This is a genomic window from Arthrobacter ginkgonis, from assembly GCF_039540195.1.
Lineage (GTDB): Bacteria > Actinomycetota > Actinomycetes > Actinomycetales > Micrococcaceae > Zafaria > Zafaria ginkgonis.
The window spans coordinates 143,275-169,793 of record NZ_BAABEO010000009.1 but is presented as its reverse complement, the minus strand read 5'-3'; the positions used below and the strand labels follow the sequence as shown (position 1 = coordinate 169,793).

Annotated in this window: 24 protein-coding genes; 8 read left to right on the top strand and 16 right to left on the bottom strand. The window is 70.9% G+C overall.

Features of this window, described 5'->3' with window-relative positions:
- Positions 1 to 9: 9 nt before the first annotated feature.
- The 9 genes from ABD912_RS07360 to ABD912_RS07320 form a co-directional block, all read right to left on the bottom strand.
- On the bottom strand, positions 10 to 861 hold the full coding sequence (locus tag ABD912_RS07360) for an aldo/keto reductase (protein ID WP_345149672.1): 852 nt from the start codon (positions 859 to 861) through the stop codon (positions 10 to 12).
- The gene (locus tag ABD912_RS07355; RefSeq protein WP_345149670.1) at positions 858 to 1,742 is read right to left on the bottom strand and encodes a sugar phosphate isomerase/epimerase family protein; all 885 of its coding nucleotides are present in this window, start codon (positions 1,740 to 1,742) and stop codon (positions 858 to 860) included. Before ABD912_RS07355 ends, ABD912_RS07360 begins: the two co-directional genes overlap by 4 nt.
- Positions 1,739 to 3,829, bottom strand: coding sequence for an FAD-dependent oxidoreductase (locus ABD912_RS07350; RefSeq protein WP_345149669.1), 2,091 nt, complete (start codon positions 3,827 to 3,829; stop codon positions 1,739 to 1,741). Before ABD912_RS07350 ends, ABD912_RS07355 begins: the two co-directional genes overlap by 4 nt.
- 41 nt (positions 3,830 to 3,870) lie before the next feature.
- Positions 3,871 to 5,010 carry a Gfo/Idh/MocA family protein gene (locus ABD912_RS07345; RefSeq protein ID WP_345149667.1) on the bottom strand — a complete coding sequence of 380 codons (1,140 nt, stop codon included), beginning with the start codon at positions 5,008 to 5,010 and terminating at the stop codon, positions 3,871 to 3,873.
- Positions 5,011 to 5,074: 64 nt separating this feature from the next.
- The gene (locus tag ABD912_RS07340; protein WP_345149665.1) at positions 5,075 to 5,872 is read right to left on the bottom strand and encodes an SDR family NAD(P)-dependent oxidoreductase; all 798 of its coding nucleotides are present in this window, start codon (positions 5,870 to 5,872) and stop codon (positions 5,075 to 5,077) included.
- A 50-nt stretch (positions 5,873 to 5,922) separates the two neighbouring features.
- On the bottom strand, positions 5,923 to 6,864 hold the full coding sequence (locus ABD912_RS07335; protein WP_345149664.1) for a shikimate dehydrogenase: 942 nt from the start codon (positions 6,862 to 6,864) through the stop codon (positions 5,923 to 5,925).
- On the bottom strand, positions 6,861 to 8,237 hold the full coding sequence (locus tag ABD912_RS07330) for an MFS transporter (RefSeq protein ID WP_345149663.1): 1,377 nt from the start codon (positions 8,235 to 8,237) through the stop codon (positions 6,861 to 6,863). Before ABD912_RS07330 ends, ABD912_RS07335 begins: the two co-directional genes overlap by 4 nt.
- A 172-nt stretch (positions 8,238 to 8,409) precedes the next feature.
- On the bottom strand, positions 8,410 to 9,312 hold the full coding sequence (locus ABD912_RS07325; protein ID WP_345149661.1) for a LysR family transcriptional regulator: 903 nt from the start codon (positions 9,310 to 9,312) through the stop codon (positions 8,410 to 8,412).
- 297 nt (positions 9,313 to 9,609) lie between these two features.
- Positions 9,610 to 10,698: an NAD(P)-dependent alcohol dehydrogenase gene (locus ABD912_RS07320; RefSeq protein WP_345149660.1), complete on the bottom strand. Its 1,089-nt coding sequence runs from the start codon at positions 10,696 to 10,698 to the stop codon at positions 9,610 to 9,612.
- A 127-nt stretch (positions 10,699 to 10,825) separates the two neighbouring features.
- On the opposite strand from ABD912_RS07320, the gene ABD912_RS07315 reads away from it, so the two are divergent.
- On the top strand, positions 10,826 to 11,551 hold the full coding sequence (locus ABD912_RS07315) for a TetR/AcrR family transcriptional regulator (RefSeq protein ID WP_345149659.1): 726 nt from the start codon (positions 10,826 to 10,828) through the stop codon (positions 11,549 to 11,551).
- Positions 11,552 to 11,572: 21 nt separating this feature from the next.
- Here the strand turns inward: ABD912_RS07315 and ABD912_RS07310 are convergent, their stop codons facing one another.
- Positions 11,573 to 12,562: a hypothetical protein gene (locus tag ABD912_RS07310; protein ID WP_345149658.1), complete on the bottom strand. Its 990-nt coding sequence runs from the start codon at positions 12,560 to 12,562 to the stop codon at positions 11,573 to 11,575.
- A gap of 154 nt (positions 12,563 to 12,716) precedes the next feature.
- On the opposite strand from ABD912_RS07310, the gene ABD912_RS07305 reads away from it, so the two are divergent.
- Together ABD912_RS07305 and ABD912_RS07300 are read left to right on the top strand one after the other, a co-directional pair.
- Positions 12,717 to 12,998, top strand: a complete 282-nt coding sequence (locus ABD912_RS07305; RefSeq protein ID WP_345149656.1) for a hypothetical protein — start codon at positions 12,717 to 12,719, stop codon at positions 12,996 to 12,998.
- 131 nt (positions 12,999 to 13,129) lie between these two features.
- Positions 13,130 to 14,875: an alkaline phosphatase D family protein gene (locus ABD912_RS07300; protein WP_345149655.1), complete on the top strand. Its 1,746-nt coding sequence runs from the start codon at positions 13,130 to 13,132 to the stop codon at positions 14,873 to 14,875.
- A 101-nt stretch (positions 14,876 to 14,976) separates the two neighbouring features.
- Here the strand turns inward: ABD912_RS07300 and ABD912_RS07295 are convergent, their stop codons facing one another.
- Both ABD912_RS07295 and ABD912_RS07290 read right to left on the bottom strand, forming a co-directional pair.
- Positions 14,977 to 16,362, bottom strand: a complete 1,386-nt coding sequence (locus tag ABD912_RS07295; protein WP_345149654.1) for an MFS transporter — start codon at positions 16,360 to 16,362, stop codon at positions 14,977 to 14,979.
- 57 nt (positions 16,363 to 16,419) lie between these two features.
- Positions 16,420 to 17,613: a M20 metallopeptidase family protein gene (locus ABD912_RS07290; protein ID WP_345149983.1), complete on the bottom strand. Its 1,194-nt coding sequence runs from the start codon at positions 17,611 to 17,613 to the stop codon at positions 16,420 to 16,422.
- 175 nt (positions 17,614 to 17,788) lie between these two features.
- On the opposite strand from ABD912_RS07290, the gene ABD912_RS07285 reads away from it, so the two are divergent.
- Positions 17,789 to 18,775, top strand: a complete 987-nt coding sequence (locus ABD912_RS07285; RefSeq protein ID WP_345149653.1) for an Lrp/AsnC family transcriptional regulator — start codon at positions 17,789 to 17,791, stop codon at positions 18,773 to 18,775.
- A 90-nt stretch (positions 18,776 to 18,865) separates the two neighbouring features.
- Here the strand turns inward: ABD912_RS07285 and ABD912_RS07280 are convergent, their stop codons facing one another.
- From ABD912_RS07280 to ABD912_RS07265, 4 genes are all read right to left on the bottom strand, one after another.
- Positions 18,866 to 19,840: a permease prefix domain 1-containing protein gene (locus ABD912_RS07280; protein WP_345149652.1), complete on the bottom strand. Its 975-nt coding sequence runs from the start codon at positions 19,838 to 19,840 to the stop codon at positions 18,866 to 18,868.
- On the bottom strand, positions 19,837 to 20,178 hold the full coding sequence (locus ABD912_RS07275) for a PadR family transcriptional regulator (RefSeq protein ID WP_345149651.1): 342 nt from the start codon (positions 20,176 to 20,178) through the stop codon (positions 19,837 to 19,839). Before ABD912_RS07275 ends, ABD912_RS07280 begins: the two co-directional genes overlap by 4 nt.
- 64 nt (positions 20,179 to 20,242) lie before the next feature.
- Complete coding sequence (locus tag ABD912_RS07270) at positions 20,243 to 21,163, bottom strand: LysR family transcriptional regulator (protein WP_345149650.1); 921 nt, start codon at positions 21,161 to 21,163, stop codon at positions 20,243 to 20,245.
- A gap of 30 nt (positions 21,164 to 21,193) precedes the next feature.
- Positions 21,194 to 22,498: an MFS transporter gene (locus ABD912_RS07265; protein WP_345149649.1), complete on the bottom strand. Its 1,305-nt coding sequence runs from the start codon at positions 22,496 to 22,498 to the stop codon at positions 21,194 to 21,196.
- A 201-nt stretch (positions 22,499 to 22,699) separates the two neighbouring features.
- Here ABD912_RS07265 and ABD912_RS07260 point away from each other — a divergent pair, with 201 nt between their 5' ends.
- The 4 genes from ABD912_RS07260 (at position 22,700) to ABD912_RS07245 (ending at position 26,484) form a co-directional block, all read left to right on the top strand.
- Entirely contained in the window at positions 22,700 to 24,208 is a 1,509-nt protein-coding gene (locus tag ABD912_RS07260) for an AMP-binding protein (protein ID WP_345149647.1), read from the top strand.
- Positions 24,208 to 25,032, top strand: a complete 825-nt coding sequence (locus tag ABD912_RS07255; protein ID WP_345149645.1) for a TIGR03084 family metal-binding protein — start codon at positions 24,208 to 24,210, stop codon at positions 25,030 to 25,032. Before ABD912_RS07260 ends, ABD912_RS07255 begins: the two co-directional genes overlap by 1 nt.
- 181 nt (positions 25,033 to 25,213) lie before the next feature.
- Positions 25,214 to 25,927 carry a dTMP kinase gene (locus ABD912_RS07250; RefSeq protein ID WP_345149643.1) on the top strand — a complete coding sequence of 238 codons (714 nt, stop codon included), beginning with the start codon at positions 25,214 to 25,216 and terminating at the stop codon, positions 25,925 to 25,927.
- A gap of 56 nt (positions 25,928 to 25,983) precedes the next feature.
- Positions 25,984 to 26,484 carry a metallophosphoesterase family protein gene (locus ABD912_RS07245; RefSeq protein ID WP_345149641.1) on the top strand — a complete coding sequence of 167 codons (501 nt, stop codon included), beginning with the start codon at positions 25,984 to 25,986 and terminating at the stop codon, positions 26,482 to 26,484.
- Positions 26,485 to 26,519 lie beyond the last annotated feature (35 nt).

The following is a 26,519-nucleotide window of genomic DNA, read 5'->3' as shown; positions in this document are numbered from 1 at the left end:
GTGTCTCTCTCAGTGGAAGTAGGTGTCGGAATCCAGGCGCGGCGGGGCGCCGGTTTCGAGCGCGTCGATCGCGTCGATCTGCGCCTGCGTCAGGGAAAAGCCGAAGACGTCCAGGTTTTCGCGCTGGCGCTGGGGGTTCGCGGACTTGGGTGTGGCCACCCGGCCGTGCTGCACGTGCCAGCGCAGGACGATCTGCGCCGGGGTCTTGCCCAGTTCCCTGGCCGGACCGCTCACGGCGGGGTGGCCGAGGAAATCGCCGTTGCGGCCCAGCGGGCTGTAGGCGGCGGTGAGGATCCCGTGGTCGCGGTGGAAGCGAAGCTGTTCGGGCTGGCCGTGCTCGGGATCGATCTGTACCTGGTTGACGGGGACGTTCAGGCCGGCGGCCTGCACCAGCCGCAGGTGGGCGGGCTTGAAGTTGGACACGCCCCAGGCGCGGATGGAGCCGTCGTCGACCAGTTGCTGCAGTCCCTCGCAGGCTTCGACGAAGCGTCCCTGGGCCGGGTTGGGCCAATGCACCAGGAACAGGTCCAAGTAGTCCGTGCCGAGCCGCTTCGCGGCCTCCCCGAAGGCCCGGCGCACTCCGTCCCGGCTGTGCCACTGCGTGTTGAACTTGGTGGTCAGGAAGAGTTCGCTGCGCTCGGTTCCGCTGCGGCGGATCCCCTCCCCCACGGCGGCCTCGTTGGCGTAGTTTTCGGCGGTGTCGATGTGCCGGTACCCATTGTCGATGGCCCGCGCCACCGCGGCGGAGGCGTCATCGCCCGTCAGCGGCCAGGTGCCCAGCCCGATGAGCGGGATGTGCACGCCGGGTGCCAGTTCCGCCGTCGTGGTCTCTGTGGTGCTCTTGTCCGTGGTGCCGCTCATTTGGTGCCCTTCCCTTGGAGGTTTTCCGTTTCCCGAAGCGTGCTGGCGGCCGCCAGCACCGCGTCCATGCCCGACTTGAGCTTGCGCGCCCACGCGAGTTCGCCGAGCGCGGCCACGCGCCGGTCCGACGGCGTCTCCGCACTGAGCGGGAGGCCCTCCGGAAGCGCGGCCACGACTGCGGCCAGGTCGAAGTCGCCGTCGCCGGGGACCTCGCGTTCCGAGCGCGATTCGATGACGAGTTCCTCGCGGCTGGAGGGCCGCCGGGCCGGTCCGTCGCACAGCTGGAGCAGCGGCACCAGGTCCGCGTGGGCGCGCAGCTGGTCCCACTGCCTGGCGGCCACGGCGTCCTCCCCGTCGGCCGTGCCGTTGAAGCGGTTGAAGTGCAGAGTGTCCACGACGATCTCGCAGCCGGTCTGGCGGGCGATATCCGCGGCCTGGGCGATCGAGGCCACGGGCTGGTAGGAGATCGCTTCAAGGGTGGGGGTGATCCCGAAGCCGCGGCCGTCGTCGGCCATCCGGGCCAAGGTGTCGATGAGCCTGGCGCTGTCCGGATCGGCCGCCGCGACGGTGAGGGAGCCGGCTCCCAGGGCCTGTCCGGCCTCCATCATCCGCAGCCAGGCCTCCCGCTGGTCGCTGCCGTCCAGCAGCAGGAATTCGATGTCCCGCACGGTCACCCCGGTGTCCCGCATCCGGGCCAGGGTTTCCCGCAGCATCGGCGAGCCCGGCTGCAGGTCGTAGGGCCGCTCGGTGGGCGTCACCGGACGGACCCGCGTGCCGATGAAGTCGAAGCCGGCCTCCGCCGCGATGCCGACCAGCTCCGGCGGGGCGGTGTTCAGCAGGGACAGTTGGGCCAGCCCCAGGGGCCGGGTGTTGCGGGTCATGATGCTGCTCCGTTCAGGCTCGGTTCATTGGCTGCGGTGGCTCCGGGCGCCAGGAGCCCGGCGATGCGCTGGGCCGCGTCGTAGCCGCTCTTGACGGCGTTGGAGGCGATGGCTGGCGTCTGATCCACGACGGTTCCGGCCAGCGTCACCGGCACTCCGGCCGTGCGGCTGAGCTCCGCGTCGCGGACCTGAGCCGGCACCGCGCCGTCCAGCGGGACCACGGACCGCGAGACCAGGAGGGGTCCCGGGGCGGCCAGCCACTCGCCCCCGGGCGGAAGGTTTGGACCGCCGATCCGGACCCGGGCGCCGTCGTACTCTTCGATGGCCGCGCCCAGCCGGATCCGCACGCGGGGGTTGGCCTGCAGCCGCGGCACGGCCAGGATCTTGGCGCGGCGGCCGGACTCGGGGGCGATGGCGTCTTGGGCGCCCACCAGCAGGACCGCGGTCCCGCGGTCCGCCAGCGTGTCGGCCACGCTCATGGCCACGGAGTCGGCGCCCCAGATGGTCACGGCCTCGGGGGCGGCCCCGCCGCGTCCATCGAGGACCTCGGGATGGGCGGCGAGCCAGTCGCGCACGTCCAGGACGTTCGGGGACTCCTCGCCGGGGAACCCGGCGGCCGGGCGGGACCCGCCGGTGGCGAGCACGACGGCGTCCGCCGCGGTGTCGCGGGCCAGGCCGCCGACGTCGTTGGTGTCCACATGCGTGCCCAGCCGGAGGTCGATGCCCAGCCGGGCGTTTTCCTCCGCGGTCCATTCGGCGAAGCGGTGGAAGTCCGGCGTGGACTTCATGCGTTCGGCGAGGGCGAACTGCCCGCCGGGGCGGGCGCCGGCGTCGAGCACGGTCACGCGGGCCCCGGCTTCGGCGAGCTCGCGGGCGGCGGTGAGGCCGGCGGGGCCAGCGCCCACCACCACAACGCGGGAGCCTTCGCGGACGGCGGGGGTGGGGACCGGGACGCGGGATCGGCCCACGGCGGGGTTGACGGTGCAGGTGACCTGGCCAAGGCCCAGGTTGTCGATGCAGACGTTGCAGGCGATGCAGGGGCGGTAGCGCTCGCCGCGCAGCACGCCCCCGGCGAAGGCCGGGTCGGCGTGGATGGCGCGGGCCAGGCTGACGAAGTCGCAGGTGCCGTCGCGCAGGACCTGCTCGATGATGTCCGGGGAATTCAGCCGGCCGGCCATGCCCAGCGGGAGCCCGAAGCGGCGGTAGGCCTGGGCGTGCCCGGCAAGGACGCCCGGCTTCCATTCGCCGGACTGGACGATCCATTCGCCGGCCTCGTAGCTGCCCGCGGAGAGGTCCAGGAAGTCCAGGTGTTCCAGGTGCGCCTTGGCGATGATTTCCACCTGCCGATCCGCCGTGATGCCGTCCTCGGGGCCCTCCACCACGGAGACGCGCATGCCCACGATGGTGTCCGGGACCGCGGCCCGCACGGCATCGATGACCAGGTTCATGAAGCGTTCGGGCGTGGCGAACTCGTCCGTGCGGTGGTTGGTGAGCGGCGACATGAACTGGTGGATCAGGTAGCCGTGGGCGCCGTGGATGTTGATGACGTCGAAGCCGGCCCGCACGGCCCGGCGGGCCGCCTCGGCGTAGGCCCCCACGATCTCGTGGCACTCGGCGGCGGTGAGCTCCCGCGGGACCTCGCCGCCCGCCGTCGCGCACGGCACCGGCGACGGTGCCAGGTTCTTAAACCCGGACACGGCGGCCTGCGCGGTGCGCCCGCCGTGGTTGAGTTCGACGGCGGCCAGCGCGCCTTCGGCGTGCAGGGCGTCAGTGAGCCGGCGCAGCCCGGGAATCACCTCATCCGTGTGCAGGCCCAACTGGTGCGTGCGGCCCTTCCCGTCGGCGCGCACGTAGGTGGCTTCGGTGGTGACCATCGCCAGCCCGGCCTTGGCCCGCGTGGCCAGGTAGTCGATGTACTGCTCGGTGATGAGGCCCTCGGTGGTGCCGTAGTTGCGCTCCATGGGGGCGGAGGCCAGGCGGTTGCGGAGGGTTTTCGGGGTGCGGCCGTTGCGGCCCAGCGTCAGGGGCCGCGCGGCCAGGGGCTGAGCTGCTAGGGGCTGAGTGGCGTGAAGGGTGTTCTGTTCCATTGCTGTTCCTGGGTTCCTTACTTCCTGGGTTCCTGGGTTCCCTAGCCCGCCACCGGCGCCAGCGACTGCGTTCCGGGCAGCGACTGCGTTCCGCATTGCGCCTCGGCGAATCGCACCGGAAGCCCGGACCGCGAGGACTCGTAGATGGCAAGCAGGATCCGCAGCGCCTTGGTGGCGTCCCGGCCCGTGACGGCGGGGTCCGTGCCGTCACGGAGCGCCTGGACGAAGTCGCGGACCTGCGCGGTGTGGTGCGGGATGAGTTGCCCGTTGATGGTGGCCAGGTCCACGTTCGGGAAAATCCCCTTCGGCTGGACGGGCTCGGTGCTGATCGTCTCCGCCACGGCCCACAGGTCCACGCGGCCGTCGCTGCCTTCGGGAAACTCGGTCAGGGAGGCGGAGGCGCCGGTCTCGCCGGTGATGCGGATCTGCACCCCCAGGCTCGGGGACACCGCCGTCGAGGCCTCAACGGTGGCCATGGCACCGGAGGTGTACGTGATGACCGCGGTGGCGGAGTCCTCCACCTCGATGTGCTCGCCGTGCTTGTAGGTGTTGATCTTGCCGTAGACCTCGGCCACGTCTCCCATGAACCACTGGAGCAGGTCGATGTAGTGGATGGCCTGGGTCATCAGCACCCCGCCGCCGTCGCTGGCCCAGGTCCCGCGCCAGGCGTCGCGGGAGTAGTACTCGGGTTCGCGGTGCAGCATCACCGAGCACTGGCCCATGATGGGCCGGCCCAGGGTGCCGTCGTCGATGGCGGCACGGATGCGCTGTGCCGCGGGCCAGAAGCGGCGCTGGAACAGGACCCCCAATTTCACCCCCGCTTCCTCGCAGGCAGCCACCATGCGCTCCGCGGACGCCAACTCGATGGCGATCGGCTTTTCGCAGAGCACGTGGACCCCGGCGGCCGCGGCCTGGAGCACCACGTCCTCGTGGGTGGGGTGTGGCGTGCAGACCGAAACGATGTCGAGGTCCAGGCCCAGGAGCTCGTCCACGGTGGCGGCCGCCGGAACGCCCCAGGCGGCGGCGGTGACCCGGGCGCGTTCAGGGTCGATGTCGCACACCCCCACGACCTCCACATCGTCCAGGGCACGGAAGGCCTCCAGGTGGTTGCGGGAAATGGCGCCGCATCCCGCGATGCCGACGCGGAGGGTGCGGGGGGCTGTGGATGCTGGGGTGGTCACGGAAAAGGCCATCTTTCTGCTGCTGGAATCGGGGGAATCGCGGGACGCCGGGCCGGCGGCGCCGCTAGTACGTGGCGCGGCCGCCGGAAAGGTCGAAGACGAATCCGGTGGTGTAGGAGGCGGCGGGGGAAACGATGAACTCGATGAGCGCCGCCGCCTCGGCGGGCGTCCCGAAACGGCCCATGGGGATCTTGGCGGCCTGTGCCGCCTGCTGCTCCGCCGGCACCTCCTGGAACAGCGGCGTCACGACGTTGCCGGGCGCGAGGGCGTTCACGGTGACGCCGGAGACGGCGTATTCCTTCGCGAGCGACTTGACCAGACCGAGGATGCCGGCCTTGCTGGCCGAGTAGGCGGGCATGTTGACCACGCCTTCCTTGCCCGCCGTCGACGAAATGTGCAGCAGCCGCCCGTAGCCCGCCTCGGCCATCGTCGGCAGGACCGCCTGGGAGACGATGAAGGCTCCGGTGAGGTTGATCCTCAGGATCCGTTCGAAGTCCTCGACCGAGGTGGCCAGGGCCGGGGCCACCGGCCCGAGGATGCCCGCGCAGTTCACGACGGCGTCGAGCCCGCCCAGGGTCCGCACGGCCGAGGAGACGGCCGCCCGGACGGACTCGGGGTCCGCCACGTCCATGGGGAGCGACGAGTCCTTGGGAAGCGGCGAGGCGACCTGGTCGCCGGGCCAGCGGGCGGACGGGAGGTCCGCTCCGACGACGGCGGCGCCCGACGCCCGGAGCCGTTCCGCCGTCGCCCGGCCGATGCCGCTCGCGGCCCCGATGACGAGGCAGCGCGACTGCGCAATGTTCTCGGGGGCCATGGTGGCGGGTGCGGTGGGGATGGTGCTGGGTGCTGTTTCTGGACTCATTGTTTCCCTCGCTTGCTTGGCCTGACCGGACATGCCCTTTCAGGAGGCCGTCAGGCGGCGGATGAACGGACCGCGGCGCGGAAGGTGGCCAGCATGCGGTCCGCGTCGGGCCGGATGCCGGTGAAGAGTTCGAAGGCGGCGACGGCCTGCCCGACCACCATCCGGCCGCCGTCGAGCACTGCGCAGCCCCGCTCCCGGGCGGCCTTGATCAGTTCGGTTTCCAGGGGCCGGTAGATCACGTCCGCCACCCAGAGCCCGGGGTGGAGGAGGGCGGGGTCGACGGGAACACCCGGGTGGCCGCTCATGCCGATCGGCGTCGAATTGACCAGGCCGTCGGCCCTCCGGATGCTCGGGGCGACCGAGTCGGTCCGGGCAACGGACACCTCGCTGTCCGGGAAGTGCGGGGCAAGCCGCGCGGCGAGGTCCTCTGCCCTGGCCGGTTCGATGTCCGCGATCACCAGGTGCTTGGTTCCCGCGCTGAGGAGTCCGAAGGCCACGGCCGCTCCCGCTCCCCCGGCACCGATCTGCACCACCAGGTCGGTTGCGGCGGACGGGAGGCCTGCCCGGAAGCCGCCCATGAAGCCGGTGTGGTCCGTGTTGTGGCCGACGGCCCTTCCGTTGTGGAAGGTGATGGTGTTCACGGCGCCCAGGATGCGGGCCTCGGGTGAGAGATCGTCCAGGCCGTCTTGGACCAGTTGCTTGCTGGGGTGGGTGACGTTGAGCCCGTCGTAGCCGAGGTCGGCTGCGACCCGGACCAGCGCGGCGGACCCTTCGGCCTGCTGGCCGATCGTGTCCAGGTCGATGACGCGGTAGGCGTAGGACAGGCCGAGCCTGTCCGCCGCGGCTTCGTGCAGGCGGGGCGTCAGCGACCCGCCGATGCCTGCGCCGAGGAGTCCGACGACGTACCGGTGGCCGGTGGTGGCTTCACGGGGCCGGAAGTCCCAGGCGCTTTTTGGCGGGGCGATCTCCGCCGTCGAATGCTGCCCGCTCATACCCGCGCCTCGTCCGGGGTGGCGGCCGTCGGTGCGGAGTCCTTGGGTGCCTCAAGCCGCTTGGCGGTCTTCTTCTGTCCCAGCAGGGCCGTGGGTGTCCTGAACGTCTCGGGGCCCGTCAGCGTTGCGATCGCGGAGATCAAGCAGGCCACGGCCGCAAACGTTGCGACGGGCACCCAATTGGCCTTGTCGCCGCCGATCAGGAGTTGGGAGATCGCGGGGGCGAACCCGGCCAATAGCAGGCCGAGCATCAGGCTGATGGCCATCCCCGAGTAGCGGACCTTGACCGGGAACTGCTCCGGGAAGTAGGCGGGGTAGATGGAATTCGCGCCGGTGTAGGCAACGCCGATGAGCAGGATGCCGGTCAGGAAGATCATTGGAACGTTCGCGGAGGACAGGGCCGTGAAGAACACGTAGATCATCACGATCTGCAGCACGAGTCCGCCGAGGAAGACGGGCTTGCGGCCGATCCGGTCGGAAAGGATGCCGGCCAGCGGTCCCATGGCGACCGCGGTGAGGTTGGCCACCGCGATCACGGTGAGCATGAGTCCCCTCTCGATGCCGATCACCGAGGTGGCGTAGGAGAGCGCGAAGACGTTGACGATCGTGTTGATGATGGCGAACAGCGACATCGCGGTAATGCGGATCACCGTTGGCCAGTGGTGCCGGAACAGGGTCACGAGGGGAACCTTGACCACTTCGTCGTTCTCCTTGACCTCCTCGAAGACCGGCGGCTCTTCGAGGAGCCGTCGAAGCACAAAGGCGATGACGGTAACCACCGCACTGGCGAGGAAGGGGATGCGCCAGCCCCAGGCCATGAGCTGCTCCTCCGGCATGGACGCCACGGGGATGAAAACGAGGGTGGAGAGCACGATTCCGAACATGATGCCGCTCATCGTCCAGCTCGTGTAGAAGGCGCGCTTCCTGTCCGGGGCGTGCTCGAGGGTGAGCGAGCTCGAGCCGGGCGATTCTCCGCCGGCGGACAGTCCCTGGATCAGCCGGAGAACCACGATCAGGATGGGTGCCGCCATGCCGATCTGGCTGTAGGTGGGCAGGCAGCCGATCAGGAAGGTCGAGGTGCCCATGAGCAGGAGGGTGAGGAGCAGGACCCTCTTCCGTCCAAACTTGTCGCCGAGGTGGCCGCAGATGACCGCCCCGAGCGGACGGGCGACGTAGGCGACACCGACGGTTGCGAAGGACAGCAGCATCGCCGAGGGGCCGGGGGCGAAAAACAGCTTTCCGAAGATCAGCGCTGCCGCCGAGCCGAAGATGAAAAAGTCGTAGTACTCGAGGGCGCTTCCGACAAACCCTGAGACCGCCGCGATCTTGGCGTTGTTCCGAGGCCGCACTGACGCCGATGTCGACACTGCCATGGTGTTCCCTTCATGTGACCGGCAACCGTGGCCGCGGCGCCGCCTGAAGTCGGCGGCCTTGCGGTTCGGTTACGCCGCATTGTGCGGCTCACATGAAAGTGTGGCGCGTGGCACTTTGTGTGTCCACGACTTAAATGATCTATCACCATGCTGCTTTACGTCTTAATGATGGTCAGTCGGGTATCTCCGGAAAGGTCTCCTCCATGACGGCAAGCACCGCCGCCAACACGGCGGAATCGTTCTCCGACGACCATGCGATCGCGTGGTTCATGTAGTGCGGCGGGTCCTCCAGGGCCACGTAGGTCGCGCCGGACGGAATGATGGGCGCTATCCCGCTGCTCATCAGCGTGACGCCAACACCCGCGGCGACGAAGGTGAGCACCATGTAGGGATCCGAAAGCTCCTGCACGACGCGCGGACGGAATCCCGCCGCCATGCAGGAGGCGAGCAGCACTTCCGACATCGCGGACGAGCCGTCCATCGGCGGCGAGATAAAATCGTCCCCTGCCAGGCTTTTCAGCGGAATTGATCCTTTGTGGGCCAGCGGATGGTCCAGGGGAAGCACCGCGCCGATTTCTTCGCGCGCAACCAGCCGCGCCACGATCGAGGGCGCCGGGGATTCGGGATAGCCAACGAAGGCGAGATCGAGGGTGCCGTTGGCGACGCTGGCCAGCCCGTCCGCCGTGCGCACCCTGCTGGTGAGGTCCAGTTCGATGTCGGGGTACCGTCGCCGCAAGGCACGGGTGAGTGGTGGAAGGGTCAAATGGTTCACGGCCCCGGAGAAACCGATCCTGATCGTGCCCCGGATGCCCGCGACCTCCGTTTGGGCGGCCTCGCGGGCCAGGCGCATCTCCTGGAGCACGCGGTACGCCCGCGGCAGGAGGGCATGGCCGGAGGGCGTCAACGCCACGCTGCGGGTGTTGCGCTCAAAGAGCCGCGTTCCCAAGTCGGCCTCGAGTTTCCGGATCGTCTGGCTCAGCGGGGATTGCGACGTGTGCAGGCGCGACGCGGCGCGGCCGAAGTGGAGTTCCTCGGCCACCGCAACGAACGCCTCGAGCCATCGGATTTCGGTCATTGTGCTCGCCTCCTCTGGCCCCGGCAGCCCCCGCGCGCGTACGTTTCGGGCGGCAGGCGGCCGCCATCGTGCTACGAATCAGCATAATGGCGGGGCAACTGTCCTCGGTTTTGGCTTTGCCGTGGGTCCGGGGCTCGACGGCGATACGGCCTCAGGTTGCTGGGCTGCAGTTTGCAGCGCCCGGCGGTGCCGAGGCCCGAACGCTGTCTGAGTTGTGCACCTCATGAGCGCCGAATAGGGTGCACAACTCAGGCAGCGTTTGCCGTGTCCGCGGCGGACACACCCGGCGCCCGGACCTCACACGACCACCACGGCCTTGCCGCGCACCTCCCCCGCCTCCAGGTGCCGCAGCGCCTCCGGCATCCGCTCCAGTGGGTAGGTCGCATCGATCGCCGGAACCACCCGGCCCGCGGCGGCCAGTTCGGCGAGCCGCTCCAGGTCGGCGGCGCCCTCGCGGGCGAACATCACGGCCAGCCGCTGCCGAATGAACGGCGAGAGCGCCAGCGCCCGGAACTGCCGCCCCAGCCCGGTCCAGAGCCCCGCATTCTCCCCTCCCACAATGACAGCCGTGCCCGTGGGGGTCAGCGCGCGGCGCAGCCGGCCCAGCGAGGCGTTGCCTCCGGTGTCGATGATCAGGTCGTAGCTGCGCGATCCGTCGGCGAAATCCTCCCGGGTGTAGTCGATGGCGCGCTCCGCCCCGAGCGCGCGCACCAGGTCAAGCTTGCCGGTGCTGGCGACGCCGGTGACTTCCGCGCCGGAGGCCTTGGCCAGCTGGACGGCGTAGCTGCCCACGCCGCCGGAGGCCCCGATGACCAAGACCCGCTGCCCCGCCCGGACGCGTCCGGCGTCGCGCAGCGCCTGCATGGCCGTGGAGCCGGAGACGGCCAGCGCAGCCGCCTGCTCGAAGCTCAGCCCAGCGGGCTTGTGGGCCAGCTTGGCCTCGGGCGCCACCGCGTACTCGGCGAAGCTGCCCCGTCCGTAGCCGAACACCTCGTCGCCGACGGCGAAACGCGTGACCTTGGAGCCCACCGCGGCCACCGTTCCGGCCAGGTCCATCCCGGGCACCGGGTTCCGCGGCCGCCGCAGTCCCATGGCCAGCCGGATGGCGTACGGCGTTCCGGTCACCAGATGCCAGGTCCCGCGGTCCAGGCCGGCGGCCCGGACCTTCACCAGGATCTGGTCCGCCGCAATGGCAGGTCGCGGAACCCGCGCCAGGCGCAGGACGTCAGCGGAGCCGTATTCCCTCTGCACGATGGCACGCATGGTGCCGTCCTCCGCCGAAGGCACGACGCCGGGCTGCCCCGTCCGCGCGCCGGGGGCGTCCGGACGGGAGGTGGGAGACGGCCGATCCTCGCCGAGCGGGGAGTGTTGCCCGGTGCTTTCCATGGGATGTCCTTCCGAAGCGTCAGGCGGGAGACCTTGGACGAAATCCAGCTCCCGTACTTAGTACGGACCATAACTTACTAAGTACGGAAGTGCTAGGGTCGGGAGCACCATGGTGGAAAAAGGAATGGTGGACAACGAAGTCGCGCAGAAGGATCCCGCATCCCCTGCCGCGCGCTCCCCGCTGAGCGGTGATCCATTGAAGCGTGAGCCGCTGAGTCGCGAGCGGGTGCTGCGCGCGGCCGTCGACCTGGCCGACGGATCCGGCATCGCCGCGCTGACCATGCGCTCGCTGGCCCAGGCTCTCGGGGTCAAGCCGATGTCCCTCTACCACCACGTGGCCAACAAGGAGGAGATCCTCGACGGCATCGCGGACCTGGTCTTCGCGGAGATCGAACTCCCCGTCCCCGGCCGTGATTGGCGTGCCGAGCTCACCCGCCGGGCCGCCTCCGTCCGGAGCGTGCTGCGCAGCCACCCGTGGGCCACGGCCCTCATGGACTCGCGCACCTCCCCCGGCCCCGCGACGCTGCGCCACCACGACGCGCTCCTCGGGGTCCTGCGCGGCGCCGGCTTCTCCGTCCCCATGGCCGCGCACGCCTACGCCCTGCTGGACGCCTACGTCTACGGCGCCGCCGTTCAGGCCAACTCCCTGCCGTTCGATGGACCCGATACCGTCGCCGAGGTCGCCGGGCCGATCGCCAAGCTGTTCGAATCGGGCCAGTACCCGCACCTGCTCGAACTGGCCACCCAGCACGTCATGCAGCCCGGCTACGACTTCGGCGACGAGTTCGGCTTCGGTCTGGACCTGCTGCTGGATGCTTTGGCCCGCGCGCTCCCGGACGCGCCCTCGGCCTAGACCCGACGGTCCGGCACCGGCTCAGCGGCCGACGGCGGACGGACGCGTCCCGGTGCGCGGCCGGCCCCGCACCAGAGCCCACAGCACGCGGGCATACGCCACGGCCAGGAGACCCGCCCCAGCCAGTGCCGCGAGCAACGCGGGGATGCCCAGGACCAGCGGCGCCTGGCCGGTGTAGGCCTGGAAGATGCTCACTGCCAGCACCAGCGAATACCCGGCAATGGCCATCCGGACCGCGCCCCGCCGTCGTGCGTCAGGCCACGGGACGCGCTCCGCCAGCCAGCCGAGCAGGGGCAGGACCTGGACGGCGTGCAGGGCGATGCCGTGCGGGGATTTGAGGATCCCGGCGGCACCGAGCACCACGCCGTCGGGGCCGAAGAGGGCCTCCTGGTCGCCGGCCACCATGTGCGGCACACCCGCCGCAACGATCGCGGCGCCGAGGACCTGGCCGAGCACCAGCAGGACCAGGCCCGCGCGAATGCCCAAGGTGAGCGCGGGAGCGCCGGGCTTGGCGGAGGTGAAGCTGAGGACGGCCACCACCACGAGGATGAGGGCCAGCACCGACACGGCCTGGCCCATCGCGGAGAAGACGGCGGCGTCGAACGGCGTGGCAATGTTGAAGTGCGAGGGCACACCCCGCCAGGCCTGCAGGGTAATGAGCCCGGCTTCGGCAACGGTTGCCACGGCGAACCCGCCCCACAGGACCCATGAGGCCCACGGGCGGATCCGCAGGCGCGTCTCGATCAGCGCGAGGGTCACCGCCGTCAGGCCCAGGGACAGGCCGAACGTGATGGGTTTGCGCCAGGAGACCGCTCCTTCCCACGCGGTGCCGGAGAGCAGGAAGACGACGGCGTGGAAGGCTGCGGAGGCGAACATGACCACTCCGACCGCAGCGAGGAGGCGGGCGGGCACGGAAAGCTGTCGCCAAGTGCGCTTGAGGAACACGACGCAGTTGAGGAAGCAGTTGAGGAACAAGGCGTAGGGGCGCGAGCGCTGCAGCGATGTGGTCACGGGCTCAGGATAGGGACCATGGCGGGCTTTTCGGATCGGGGACTTCCCTGATCCTTCTCAGGGCCCTCGGCTTCCAGGCCCGGGGAGCCTAAAATTGTCGGCACGGAACAACGATCCTGAACAAACGGACCGGAACAGAGGACCGGTGAGCGCAATGAAGCGTGAAAAGCACCCCAATTACGACTCCGAGCACCCGATGGAACGGCTCGGACCCAAGCCCCTGCACGGTTCGGCCAGCAGCCCCGGCCAACCCAACCTGGCCGGTGCGCAGATCCCCGGTCCCGGCGCCGGACGCCTCGTGGCCGGCGAGGACGGCCGGCTTGCGGATGCGTCGGCGGACCCGTGGGAACTCCAGGGCCACCTGGGATCCCAAGGCTCCCAAGGCTGGCTGAGCCGGCTCTTCGGGCGCGGGCGCAGGAACCGCAAGGGCACCTGAGGCCCGCCGGCGGAAACCCGCGGGCGCGCCCGCCCTTCCGCCCCCGCCCTTCCGCCCCCGCCCTTCCGCCCCCGCCCCACCTGCGGCACGCTAAGGGGAACACCGCACCGGCACGCCCGCAGGAGGTTCCCATGGCTCGGCGCCCCAGCGCCTCGACCGTCCCGTCCACCTCGTCCCCCGCCACGGACCCGCCCCTCATCCTCGGCCCGATGCTGCGCCACGTGGACGCCACCAGCGCCAGCGTCTGGGTGGAGACGCGGGACGCGGCCGACGTCGTCGTGCGCTCGGGCCAGGACGAATGGTCAGCGCGGACCTTCGCCGCCCACGGCCACCACTACGCGCTCGTCGAGATCGCCGGACTGGCCCCCGGCAGCGTGCGCGCCTACACGGTGGACGTCAACGGCGAGCGCGTGTGGCCCGACGGCGGCGGGTTCCCGCCGTCGTCCATCGCCACGCTGGATCCGGGGCGGCCGCTGCGGCTGGCGTTCGGGTCCTGCCGCACCAGCGTCCCGCACGACGCGGGCGGGAACCGCACCCACGGGGTGGATTCCCTGCGCGCGTTCGCGCTGCACCTGGCCGCGGACCCGCAGGCACCGCGGCCCGACCTGGCCTTGTTTTTGGGCGACCAGGTGTACGCGGACTCCACCAGTTCCCAGATGCAGGACTTCATCGCCTCCCGCCGCAGCCTGCGCGAGCCGCCCGGCAAGGAACTGAAGGACTTCGAGGAGTATGCGCACCTGTACCGGCTGGCGTGGTCGGACCCGGCGAACCGGTGGCTGCTCTCCACGCTGCCCTCCGCGATGCTCTTCGACGACCACGACATCCGCGACGACTGGAACGCCTCTATGTCCTGGCTGCGGAAAATGCGGGCCACCGAGTGGTGGCAGGGCCGGATCGTCGCCGGGCTCGGCACGTATTGGGTGTACCAGCACCTGGGCAACCTCTCTCCCGCCAAGCGGGCGGAGGACCCCCTGTGGCAGCGGATCGCCGCGCACCGGGGGCCGGAGGAACTGGACCTGACCGGGGAGCTGGACGCGTTCGCCGACCTCGCGGACAAGGACCCGGCCAGCTACCGCTGGAGCTACAGGCACGACTTCGGGGACGTGCGGCTGGTGGTAGTCGACACGCGGGCCGCGCGCTGCCTGGAACCGGATGCGCGCGGGATGCTGGACGGGCCGGAGATGGAGTGGCTGGACGAGCAGCTGCGCGGCGGGGTGCGGCACCTGTTGATCGGCACGTCGCTGCCGTTCCTGCTGCCCATGGGCCTGCACCATCTGGAGGCGTGGAACGAGGCGCTCTGCAACGGGCGCTGGGGCCGCGGCCCGGCGGGGGTCGGGGAATGGCTGCGCCAGACGTTCGACCTGGAGCAGTGGGCGGCGTTCCAGCTCAGCTTCCAGCGGGTCGCGGCCATGGTGGCGGAGGTGGCCGACGGCGCGCGCGGGCCCGCGCCGGAGACCGTCACCTTCCTGTCCGGGGACCTGCACTACTCCTACGTTTCGGAGGTGGAGCGCGGGGGCGGGGCCCGGATCCTGCAGGCGGTGTGTTCGCCGGTGCGCAATCCGCTGCCGCGCTGGCTGCGTTTCTTCTCCGCGCTCATGTCCTACGGCCCTGCCGCGGCGGTGGGCACCCGGATGTCCGTCTCCGCGAAGGTCCCGGACCCGCCGTTCACCTGGCACGGGATCAAGGGGCCGTGGTTCGACAACAACCTCGCCGTGGTGGAGGTGGTGCCGGAGGGGCTGCTGGTCACGTGGCACACCGGCGTCGTCGAGGAGGGGAAGCACTGGCGGCCGCGGCTGAAGACGGTGGCGGAGATGGTGCTGGAGGCTCCGCGCCCCTCGCGGAGCCCCGAGGACTCCGTTCCCGGGCAGCGGCCCTAGGGGCGGACGCGGAGCCCCGGCACGACGCCGGACCCCGGCAGCACGCGTCCCCGGCCCGCGCTGCGGACCGGGGACGCGTGTCGCCTGCGGAAGAGGAGGGCCTACTCCTTGGCGCCGAGGTCCAGGCCGCGGGATTCGCGCAGCCCCAGCACGGTCGCCGCGCTCACCAGCAGCAGGATTACCGTGTATCCCCCGAAGGCGGTGGTTCCGGCGCTCCCGAACCACTGGCCGAAGCCGGCCTGCAGGTAGGCGGCGGAACCGCCGAAGACCGCCACGCAGATCCCGTAGGGTACGGCCACCCCCATCGTGCGCACGGAAGTCGGGAACAGCTCGGCGTACACGGCCGGGACGATCGAGGCGGACCCGGCGATGAAGATCAGCATCACGGCCATCGCCACGCCCAGCTGCCAGGCGGCGTCGCGGACGAACCACGTGGCCGGGAAGAACAGGGCGGCGGCACCGACGGCGCTGATGATGAGCACGGGCTTGCGCCCGATCCGGTCAGAGAGCCGGCCCCACAGCGGCAGCGCGACGATGAACACGATGTTCGCGCACACCCCGGCCCACAGGGCCCCGGCCGGGTCGATGCCGAGAACATTGATGGCGTAGGCCGGGGTGGAGACGCCCCAGACGTAGTAGACCACCGTCATGCCCACGGTGAGGCCGATGACCTGCAGGGCCTGGCGCCAGTGCCGGGCCAGGCTGGCGAAGAGCCCGCCGCGGGCCGGGGCTGCGTGGCCCGTGACGACGCCGTCGTGCGCGGCCGCCGGGGCCTCCCCGGCGGCCTTTTCGGCCGCCTTCTTGGCCTCGAAGACCTCGGACTCGTCCATGCGGGAGCGCATGACCAGCGCCACCAGGCCCAGCACCGCGCCGAGCAGGAACGGGATGCGCCAGCCGAACTCCGCCATCTGGGTCTTGGCGAGCACGGTGGAGAGCACCGCGCCGAGCAGCGTGCCGAACAGGATCCCGGCGGTGCCGGAAACGTAGATCAGCGAGGCCCAGTAGCCGCGGCGGGAGGCCGGGGCCATCTCCGAGAGGTAGGTCTGGGCGCTGGGCAGCTCGCCGCCGTGGGCCAGGCCCTGGATCAGGCGGGCGACGAGCAGCATCAGGGACGCGCCGGCGCCGATGGACTCGTAGGACGGCGTGAGGCCGATCGCCAGCGAGCCGAGCGAGGCCAGTCCCACGCACAGGGTCATGGACGCCTTGCGCCCCACCCGGTCGCCGATCCACCCGAACACGAACCCGCCGAACGGCCGCGCCACGAAGCCGACGGCGAAGATCGCCAGCGTCGCGAGGAACGCGCTGGAGGGGTCCTGCTTGCTGAACAGCTGCGTGGAGATGAAGGAGGCGAAGGTCGCGTAGACGGCCCAGTCATACCATTCGACGGCGTTGCCGGCGCCGGTGCCGATGAGCGTCTTGACGACTCCGTTCCGCCGCGGCGCGGCGGCCGGGGCACTGGCCGGGGCAGAGTTGAGGGTGGTGGCCATGGGGTCTCCTGGGGTGTTCGGGGGGATCGGAGCGGCGGACACGGGAAGGGGCGCCCGCTAGGGGCGGGCGGCGGCGAGGCGCTCAAGCGCCAGCCGCGCGTAGAGGGCGGTGCCCTCGGGCAGCACGGCGTCGTCGAACACCGCGTACGGGGAGTGGTTGTACGCCGCATCGGCGTGGTCGGTGCCGTCCGGGACGGCGGAGAGGAACAGGAAAGCACCCGGAACCTCCGCCAGGACCCGGGAGAAGTCCTCCGAGCCGGCCAGCGGATTCGCCAGCTCGCGGTAGCGCTCGGCTCCGAGGAGTTCGTCGACGGCGCGGCGGGCGAAGGCGGACTCCGTGCCATCGTTGACGGTCAGCGGGTACTCCTCGCAGTACTCGACCGTGGCGGAGAGGCCATGGCCGGCGGCGATGGATTCCAGCAGCCGCGGCACCGAGGCCTTCAGCCGGGCCTTGGCCTCCGGGGAGAACGAGCGGATGGTCGCCTCCAGGCGCGCGGTCTCGGGGATGACGTTGCGCTTGGTGCCGGCTTGGAGCACGCCGACGGTGACGACGACGGGATCGAAGACGTCGAACTGGCGGGTGACCATGGACTGCAGGGCCATGACCATTTCCGCGGCGACCGTCACCGGGTCCTTGGCCGCGAACGGGGCGGAGCCGTGGCCGCCGGCGCCGTGGACGGTGACGAACAGGCCGTCGGAGGAGCTCATCACCGCGCCGGAGCGGGACATGACCGCCCCGGCGTTGGCCATGGAGCTCATGACGTGCAGCCCGTAGGCCGCCTCGGGGCGGCGCCCTGCCGCGTCCAGGACACCCTCGCGGAGCATGACGCCGGCCCCGTCGAAGCCCTCCTCGCCGGGCTGGAACATCAGCACGACGTCGCCGGCGAGCTGATCGCGGCGGGCGGCGAGCAGGTTCGCGGCGCCGACGAGCATGGAGGTGTGCAGGTCGTGCCCGCAGGCGTGCATGGCCCCCTCGATCCTGGACGCGTAGTGGACTCCGGTCTTCTCCTGGACGGGCAGGGCGTCCATGTCGCCGCGGAGCAGGACCACGGGGCGCTCCCCGGTACTCCCGGCGTCTCCGCCCGTGCCGCGCAAGACGGCGGTGACGGAGGTGGTGTCCGTGCCGGTGGAAACCTCGTAGCCGAGCCCGTCCAGCGCGGCGAGGACTTTCTCCTGCGTGCGCGGCAGGTCCAGCCCGATCTCCGGCTCGCGGTGCAGGCGGTGGCGCAGGTCCCCGATGTCCCCGGCCATGGAGCGTGCGTCGTCGAGGAGGGAAACGGTCAGGTCTGCGGAGGAGGCGGGAAGGGCCACGGAGGCTGTCCTTTCGGTCGCGGGGTCTGTTTACGAGAGTGAGGTGACGCGGGTCACTGTGACCCGATATTCTTAGAAACCTGCATTATTGACCCATCAAACCGAAGGAGCCTGCATGGAGTTGCCCCTCGATGACTTGGAGCTGGTGCATGCCCTGCAAATTGCGCCACGCGCCACCTGGACGCAGCTGGGGACCGCACTGGGCCGGCACCCCACCACGCTGGCCGCGCGCTGGGAACGGCTCCGCGCGGAGGGCGTGGCCTGGGTGACGGCGCACCTGGGGACCACGGGCGCGCAGGGGCACACCGCGTTCATCGGCCTCGAATGCCGGCCCGGCCATCGGCCCGAGGTGCTGGAACGGCTGTGCGCCGACCCGGACATCGCCACCGTGGAGGAGTCGGCCCGCGCGTGGGACGTGCGCCTGACCGTGGTCTCCCCCAGCTGGCAGCAGCTGACGCGGGAGGTGCTGCCCGGGCTGCGGGCCGATCCGGCTGTCCTCCGCACGCAGGTGACAGTCGCGACCCGGCTGTATGCGATCGGCAGTTACTGGCGGCTCGACGTCCTTTCGCCCGAGCAGCAGCGCCGCGTCGCGGCCCTGCGCACCGGCGTCGTCCGGCCCCAGGGGGCCACGCCGCCCCAGCTGGAGCGCATGCTGGAAGTGCTCGCACGCGACGGGCGGGCCACCGCCGCAGAGATCGCGGAAGCGACAGGCACCCACCCCACCACGGCCGCCCGGCACCTGCGCGAGGCCATCGAGACCGGCCTGGTGTCGCTGCGCTGCGAACTGGCGCAGGAGCATTCGGGCTACCCGGTGGGGTGCCAGTGGTACGTCCGGGTTCCGCCGGCGCAGCTGGAGGCCGCCGTCCAGTACCTGCGCACGTACCGGACCCTGCGCCTGTGCGCCTCGACCTCCGGGGACTCGAACCTGACGTTCATGATGTGGCTGCGCTCGCCGTCGGACATCGTGGACGTGGAGGCCGGGCTGCAGTCCGCCGCGAGCGGAGTCCAGGTGATCGAGTCCGACGTCGGCGGACGCACCCACAAGCGCATGGCCTGGATGTTGCGTGAGGATTCGACCGCGACCGGCGACGTGGTCACCTGAGCGGCGGCCACGGGGTCCGGGGGGAACGACGGCGGAAGGCGCCCGCCGCCGTCGTCCCGCTCCCCCGCACAGGCGGGCAGGCCGGCCGGGTCAGCACCCGCCGAGCGCCGAACCCCCGCGATGGCGGGCGGCCTTCACGAACCCGTCGACCACGTCCCACACGGCCACACCGACGACGGCGCACACGATGACCCACACAGTGGCCGGGCCCCCCACGTCGCCCCACGGCCAGCGCATCGCCTCAAGCAATGCCGGATCGAGCAACTGTCCGTTGAGGAACAGCCAGAGCAGGGGAACCGTGAAGGCGGCGTTCAGCAGCACGTTCAGGCCGGCCAGGGTCCGGTTCCAGCCGTGCCGGTAGATCCGCACCGCGAAGATCGCCTCCAGCACCAGCAGGCCAAGGAAATACGGGATCCAGAATGACCACAGGGCGGGATCGAGCACCGGGATCGGTTCCCGCACGCCGTCGCGGAAAACGACGCCGAACTGCTGCCACACGATCGCCGCTGCGAACAGCGCAAGGAAGACGAGCGATCCGATGAGGTCGCCCAACCGGCCCGCGCGGGCGTCGTTGTGCGCCTGCGGAAGCTGGTCGGGCTTCCACGTCGTGACCGGCTCCGAGCCTCCCGGGGCGCGCTCGATGAGCGCGAAGGCCAGCGTGGTCCAAAAGCCCATCTGCATGGCTGTCGAAAGCGCGGCCACGACCGTGGTGCCGATGATTTGGCCCACGGGAGCGCCGGAGATCAGCTGGCCCAGGAGCACCCCGGCCGTGGCGATGGGCAGCACGACGGTGAGCAGCATCTTCAGCAGCCGCCACCAGGTGAGGAAGTAGCGGGGCCCGATGAGCTGCAGGGGCCGGTCGACGTAAGCCGCGGCCAGCTGCGCCGGATCGCCCAGTTCGGCGAGGGCGTCCCATTCGGCCTCGGCCGGCGGTGTGCCCCGCTCGAGGCGCGAGTCGATCGAGTCGCCGATGCGTTCGCGCAGTTCGCGGCCGAACTCGGGGCGCTGGGGCTCGGGCAGGGTGCGGGAAGCGGCCCACACGTAGCGGTCGGAGAGGGTGGTCATCGTTCGTCTCCCGTGGTGAGTCGGGTGAGGGCATCGTCGACGCGGCGCCACTCGGCCTGGAGGGTTTCGGCGAGGGCCCGGCCGGCAGGGCTGGTGCGGTAGAACTTGCGCGGTCTGGCCTCCTCGGTGTTCCACTCGCTCACGAGCAGGCCCTGCTTTTCAAGGCGGCGGAGGAGGGGGTAGAGCGTGTTCGCGTCGACGAGGATGCCGAGGGCGTTCAGCGACTCCAGTAGCGCGTAGCCGTAGTCGGGCCGTTGCAGCCGGATGAGGCAGGCGAGCACGACGGTGCCGCGGCGCAACTCCTGGAGATGTCCGGCCGTCAGCTCATCGGTGTCCATGCATCCAAGATACTGTGTGACACACAGTAATGCTAGAGACACTTCATCGTGTCCGCTGGCGCGTTCAGTCCCCGTAGAGCTCGGGGGTGTGGACGGGGCGGGCCACCTCGCGCAGCGCCTCCAGGGCCGCGCGCGCGTTGGCCGAGAGCCGGCGGTTGGCCGGCCAGGCGCAGGACACCACCTCCGCGGCCGGCTCGGGGCTGAGCGGGCGGGCCACGAGTTCCAGCCCCTCGTAGGAGCGGTCGACGGCCGGGCGCTGGATGACCAGGGAGTACCCGACCCCGCGGGCCACCAGCGAGCGGATGACCTCGAAGTTCTTGAACCGGTGCTGCAGGTTGGGGGTGATCCCCTGCGCGGAGAAGTAGTTGCGCACGAACTCGGGGCTGGGCGGGGTGTCCAGCAGGATGAGCGGTTCGTAGGCCAGGTCGGCGGCCTCCACCACTTCCTGGGCCGCCAGCGGGTGGTTCGCCGGAAGGATGGCGTGCAGCCGGGCCGTGTAGAGGGGCTCGGTTTCCAGTGTGGGGTCGAAGTCCAGGCTGTAGCTGACGGCCACCTCGATCTCCCCGGAGCGCAGCAGTTCCACCAGCCGGTCCAGCGGTTCCGTGTGGACGCGCAGCGTCACCCCGGGGTGGTGGGTCGTGAAGTGGTCGAAAAGCCGGGGAATCAGGGTCGGTCCCAGCGACGTGAAGCAGCCGATGGCCAAGGTCCCGCTAAGTTCGCCGCCCCGGACGGAGGTCTCCAGGTTCTGCGCCCCCTGCAGCAGCTCGTGCGCCATGCCCAGCACCTGCTCGCCGGCGGCGGTCAGGACCATTCCGTGCGACTTCTGCCGGATGAACAGCTGGCACCCGAGCGAGCGTTCCAGCTCGTCCAGCGCCGCGGCGAGGGCGGAGCGGGAGATGCGTTCCTGGTCGGAGGCGGCGCTGATGCTGCCGTTCATCGCGATGGCCCGGAAGTACTCGAGCTGCCTGAACGTGAACTTCGGCATTCGCGCCGCCTCCTTGGTCTCGAACGTCCGCTAGTCCATCTTCAGGCCTTTGGTCTCCGGCAGCCGCAGGCACACCACCAGCGTGAGCAGGCACAGCAGGATGGTGAAGCCGATGAAGAGGTTGTGCAGGCCGATGCTGGACAGCCACGTGTTCAGGTACGGGGCGCTGCCGCCGAAGATGGCGGAGAAGCCGCCGTAGGTGATCCCAACGACCGTCGCGCGCACCCGGGTGGGGACGAGCTCGGTGAAGATCGCACCCAACGGCGCGCAGCAAAGGGCCAGGATCAACGACGCGATGGCCATTGAGATGAACACGCGCAGCCCGGACGGGCCCATGATCCACTCCAGCGGGAAGGCCAGCACCGCGAAGCCGATCGTGTAGGCGAAGACCATGGGGCGGCGGCCGATCCGGTCCGAGAGCGCCCCGGCGAAGGGGACCGCGAAAAGGAACACGGCCTGGCCCAGCAGGCCGGCGAGAAGGGCGTCGCTGGCCGGCACGCCGTGGACCCGCGTCGCGTAGGACGGCGCGAAGATGAACCAGGTGTAGAAGATGACGACGCCGCTGACGGACAGGATCGCGATGTTCAGCACCGCCCGGCGGTTCTGGACCAGCACCCGCCAGGTGTCCCGCAGCGAGAGGCCGTGGCCTTCCTCCTTGTTCGCCTCGAAGACCTCGGATTCGGCCATCTTGAAGCGCAGGAACAACCCGTACAGGCCCAGCAGGGCACCGACCACGAACGGGATCCGCCACCCGAACGCGGACATCTCCTGCTGGTCCAGCACGCTGGTGAGCAGGACCCCGAGCCCGGTGGCGAGCATGGTGCCCAACGCCACGCCGATCCAGGGGGTGGAGGCCCAGAGGCCGCGCTTGTCCGAGGGCGCGATCTCCGCCAGGTAGGTGAACGCGGATCCGGTTTCCCCGCCGTGGGACAGGCCCTGGATGAGCCGGGCCAGCAGCAGCACGGCGGAGGCCCAGACGCCGGCCTGGTCGAACGTGGGAGCCACGGCGATGATGAGGCTGCCGACGGCTGCGAGCAGGATGGCCAGGGTGAGGCTGAAACGGCGGCCCTTCCGGTCAGCGATCAGGCCGAACACCCACCCGCCGATGGGGCGCATGAGGAACCCGACGGCGAAGATCGCCAGCGTGGCGAGCAGTGCGGAAACGGGGTCCTGGGCGCGGAAGATCTGGGCGGCGAAGAACGGGGCGAAGATCGCGTAGACGTTCCAGTCGAACCATTCGATGGCGTTGCCGATGTTGACCGCGACCAGGTCGCGGGCCCTTCTGGGAGTTTTGCTCGACGTCTGGACGACGGTCTGGCTGGAGGTAGTGGCCACCGTGGGTTCCTTCCGGAAGATGGGGCGGGACATATTCACGTGACGGGCGTCACGGGCGCTCCACTGATCTTGGAGGAGGCCCAATCCGTGGTCAAACCTCTTTTTCAGGCCTCGGATGCCGGATTTATCGTCATTCCGCACGGCTGTGATGGCGGATACAGTCGATCACCAATCACCCAATCCGTTCCGAGGAGGATCCCCATGGGCCATCCCGTTCCGTGGCTCGAGTACCAGGCCCTGCGCGTCCCCGAAAAGATCGCGCTGCGGGATCTGGACAGTGGCCGAGCCACGACCTACAAGGAGCTGTCTGACCGTTCGGGCCGCCTGGCCGGGCACCTGCGCGAACTCGGCATGGGCAAGGGCGACCGCGTTGCCGTCCTGGCCCAGAACAGCGCCCGCGTGTTCGAGGTCCTCTACGCCTGCGCCCGGATCGGGGCCATCATGGTGCCGGTGAACTGGCGGCTCTCCCCCCACGAGCTGCGCGCGATCCTGGCGGACTTCGGTCCCGGCCTGCTGGTCCACGACGACGTCAACGACGCCCTGGCGCGGGACCTCGCCGCCGGCGCGGCGGACCTGCCGCGGCTGAGCTGGGGGGACGGGACCGGGCACCGCTACGAGGAGGCCGTCGCGGCCGCCCCCGCCGTTGAGCCGGGTCCCGGCCTCTCCGATGACGACCCGTGGGTGATCATCTACACCTCCGGCACCACGGGCCTGCCCAAGGGTGCGGTGCACACCTTCGCCAGCGTGCGGGCCAACATCGAGAACTCCGCGTTCGCCGGGGCGGTCGGAGCGGATTCGGTGTCCCTGACCGTGCTGCCGACCTTCCACGTCGCGGGCCTGCACCTGTACGCCAACGCGGTGCTGATGCACGGCGGAACCGCGCTCATCATGCGCTCCTTCGACGCCGCCGAAACGCTGCGCCTGTTCCAGGACCGCGAGGCCGGCGTCACCCACTTCTGCGGCGTGCCGGCGAACTTCCAGTTCATGGCGGCGCTGCCGGAGTTCGCCGACGCGGCGTTCCTGCCGGTCAACGCCACCGTCGGCGGCTCCCCGGTCCCGCGGGCGATGGTCGATCTCTGGCAGGAACGCGGGGTGAACATCATGTCCATCTACGGGGCCACGGAGGCCGGATCCTCCCTGCTGGCCATGCCCCCGCGCGGCAGCGCCGGCCCCTCCGCCGTCGGAATCCCCGTCATCCATGCCGAGGCCAGCATCCGCGGCACCGGCGGCGAGGCCCTGCCGGACGGATCGATCGGCGAACTGTGGCTGCGCGGGCGGATGCTCATGAGCGGCTACTGGAACAAGCCCGCGGAGACGGCGGCCGCGATCGGCCCGGACGGCTGGCTGCGCACCGGCGACGCCGCCAGCCGCGACGACGACGGCGTCTTCCACATCGTGGACCGGTGGAAGGACATGTACATCTCCGGCGGCGAGAACGTCTACCCCGCCGAGGTGGAGAACGTGATCTACCAGCACCCCGCCGTCGTCCTGGCCTCCGTCGTGGGCGTGCCGGACGAGAGGTGGGGGGAGGTCGGCAGGGCCTTCGTGGTCACCGGCGCGGACGGCTGCACGGCGGAGGAGCTGCGCGCGTGGTGCCGCGAACGGCTGGCCGCGTTCAAGGTCCCGGCCCGTTTCGAGTTCGTCGCGGACCTGCCGCGCAACGCCACCGGAAAGATCATGAAGAACCAGCTCAAGAAGGTGCCGGCCTGATGGCGGTGGACCTGCGCGCCCTGCTGAAGGACTGGCACGACGAGTCCTGGGCCCTCGAATCGGTCCTCCGCCCGATCGGGCCCCGGGACTGGGACCGCCCCACCCCGGCCCCCGGATGGGGCATCCGGCACCAGGTCGCCCATCTGGCCTGGACCGACGAGGCCCTCTTCCTGGCGCTGACCGCCCCGGAGGAGTTCGGCAGGCTCCGCCTGCGCGTCGGGGCCGACCCGGAGGCCGCCGTCGCCGAGGCGGCCGAGGCCGGAGCCGGCGCCGACCCAGAGGTGATCGTGCGCCGCTGGGTGGCCGGGCAGCGCCGCACCGCCCAGGCCCTGGGCCGGCTCGATCCGGGCGCACGGATCGACTGGTTCGGCCCGCCCATGGGGGCGGCCGCCGCGGTCAGCGCCCGGATCATGGAGACCTTCGCCCATGGCCAGGACGTCCGGGACGCGCTGGGGCTGGCCCCGGTCCGTTCGCCCCGGCTGCGGCACATCGCCCACCTGGCGGTCGCAGCCCGCCCGTACAGCTTCGCGGTCAATTCCCTGCCGGCGCCGGTCGAGGACATCCGCGTCGAGCTGGCGTCCGACGGCGAGACGTGGTCCTGGGGCCCGGACGACGCCGCCCAGAAGGTAGTGGGCGATGCGCTGGACTTCGCGCTGCTGGCCACCCGGCGGCGCCACCGCGACGACTGCGCCGTCCAGGCATCCGGGAACCTCGCCGACCAGTGGCTGGACATCATCCAGGCCTACGCCGGGCCTCCCGGCGAGGGCCGTCAGCCCGGCGCCCACCAGGCACCGGCCGGGCCGGAGGTGGACGCCCGAGGCTGAACCGTCGACGGCGCTGGACGGGGCGGACGGCAGATTCCGGCGGGCGGCCCAATTCACAGCAAACCGATGCCGGTCGGGGCTGGTGGTTCTGCATCGATTTCGGAGTCCCGTACGTTGGACCCTGTAGTTGAACCCCTGCGGCCGAATGCCGCGAGGGGCCGCCGACCACGGATAAGGACCCATGCCCGACGACCCCGACCCGGCCCACCCTCCCGAATCTTCCGGCACCGAACGCTCCCCCACCGGCCACTCCCCTTCCCCGGCCGCGGAGGGCGGCCCCGTGCGGCCCGGTGACGGGGCTGGATCAGCGCGCACCGTCGTCCTGCTCGGGATCGACGGCGCCGGGAAGACGACGGCGGCCCGCGCCTTGATCGCCGCCGAGCGGGCGGCGGGACGGGAGGCTGTCCTGGTCCGCAATCCGGCCGGGCGGCGCTGGCTGTCGCGGGTGGCCTCCCGGCTGGGGGTGGAGGTTCCCGTCCGCTGGAAGGAACGCTTCGAAACCGTCGTGCGCAGCGTGAACGTGCTGTTCGCCCACGCCCGGGCCGCGCTGTTTGCCCGTAGGGTCCCCCAGGGGGTCGGCGGGCTGGTGGTCATGGACCGCCATCTGGCCTGCCAGTTGGCGCTGCGGGAGGTCCGCGGGCTGCCGCGCGGGAGGTTCCTGCCTTGGCTGGCCCGGCGGCTGCCGGCCCCGGACGCCGTCGTGCTGCTGGACGTGCCGGCGGAGGAGGCGTACGCGCGGATCCACGCGCGCGGCGAGGACCATGAACCGCTCGCCTACCTCCAGGCGGCCCGCGCCGCCTACCTGGGGCTGGCGGCCGCGGAAGGCTGGCACGTCATCGACGCCACCCAGACCCCTGCCCGGGTCGCCGAGGCGCTGCGCAGGGTGGCGGGCTAGGGGCGCGGGGCGGGGCCCGTCGTCATGCGGCGCATGGAATGTGGAAGGATTCCCGCATGAGCATGCGCCTGCTGTTCCTTGCCGATACCCACGTGCCCAAGCGCGCCCGCGACCTGCGCCCCGAACTGTGGGAGGCCATCGAGGCGGCGGACGTGGTGTTCCACGCCGGCGACTGGGTGGACGCCGCGCTGCTGGACGAACTGGAGCGGCGGTCGCGGCAACTGGTGGGCGTGTGGGGCAACAACGACGGCGACGCTCTGCGGGCGCGGCTGCCCGAGGTGGCCCGGGTGGAGCTCGGGGGCGTCCGCTTCGCGATGATCCACGAGACCGGCGCCGCGCAGGGCCGCGAGAAGAGGTGCGCGGCGCGGTTCCCCGACGCTGACGTGCTGGTGTTCGGGCACAGCCACATCCCCTGGGACACCACCGCGCCGAGCGGCCTGCGCCTGCTCAACCCCGGCTCGCCGACCGACCGCCGGCGCCAGCCGGTGTGCACCTACATGACCGCGACCGTCGGGGACGGCGCGCTGCGGGACGTTGTGCTGGTGCCGCTGGGGTAACGCGGCCTGCCCTGGTGCCAAGGTGCCCCGACTGG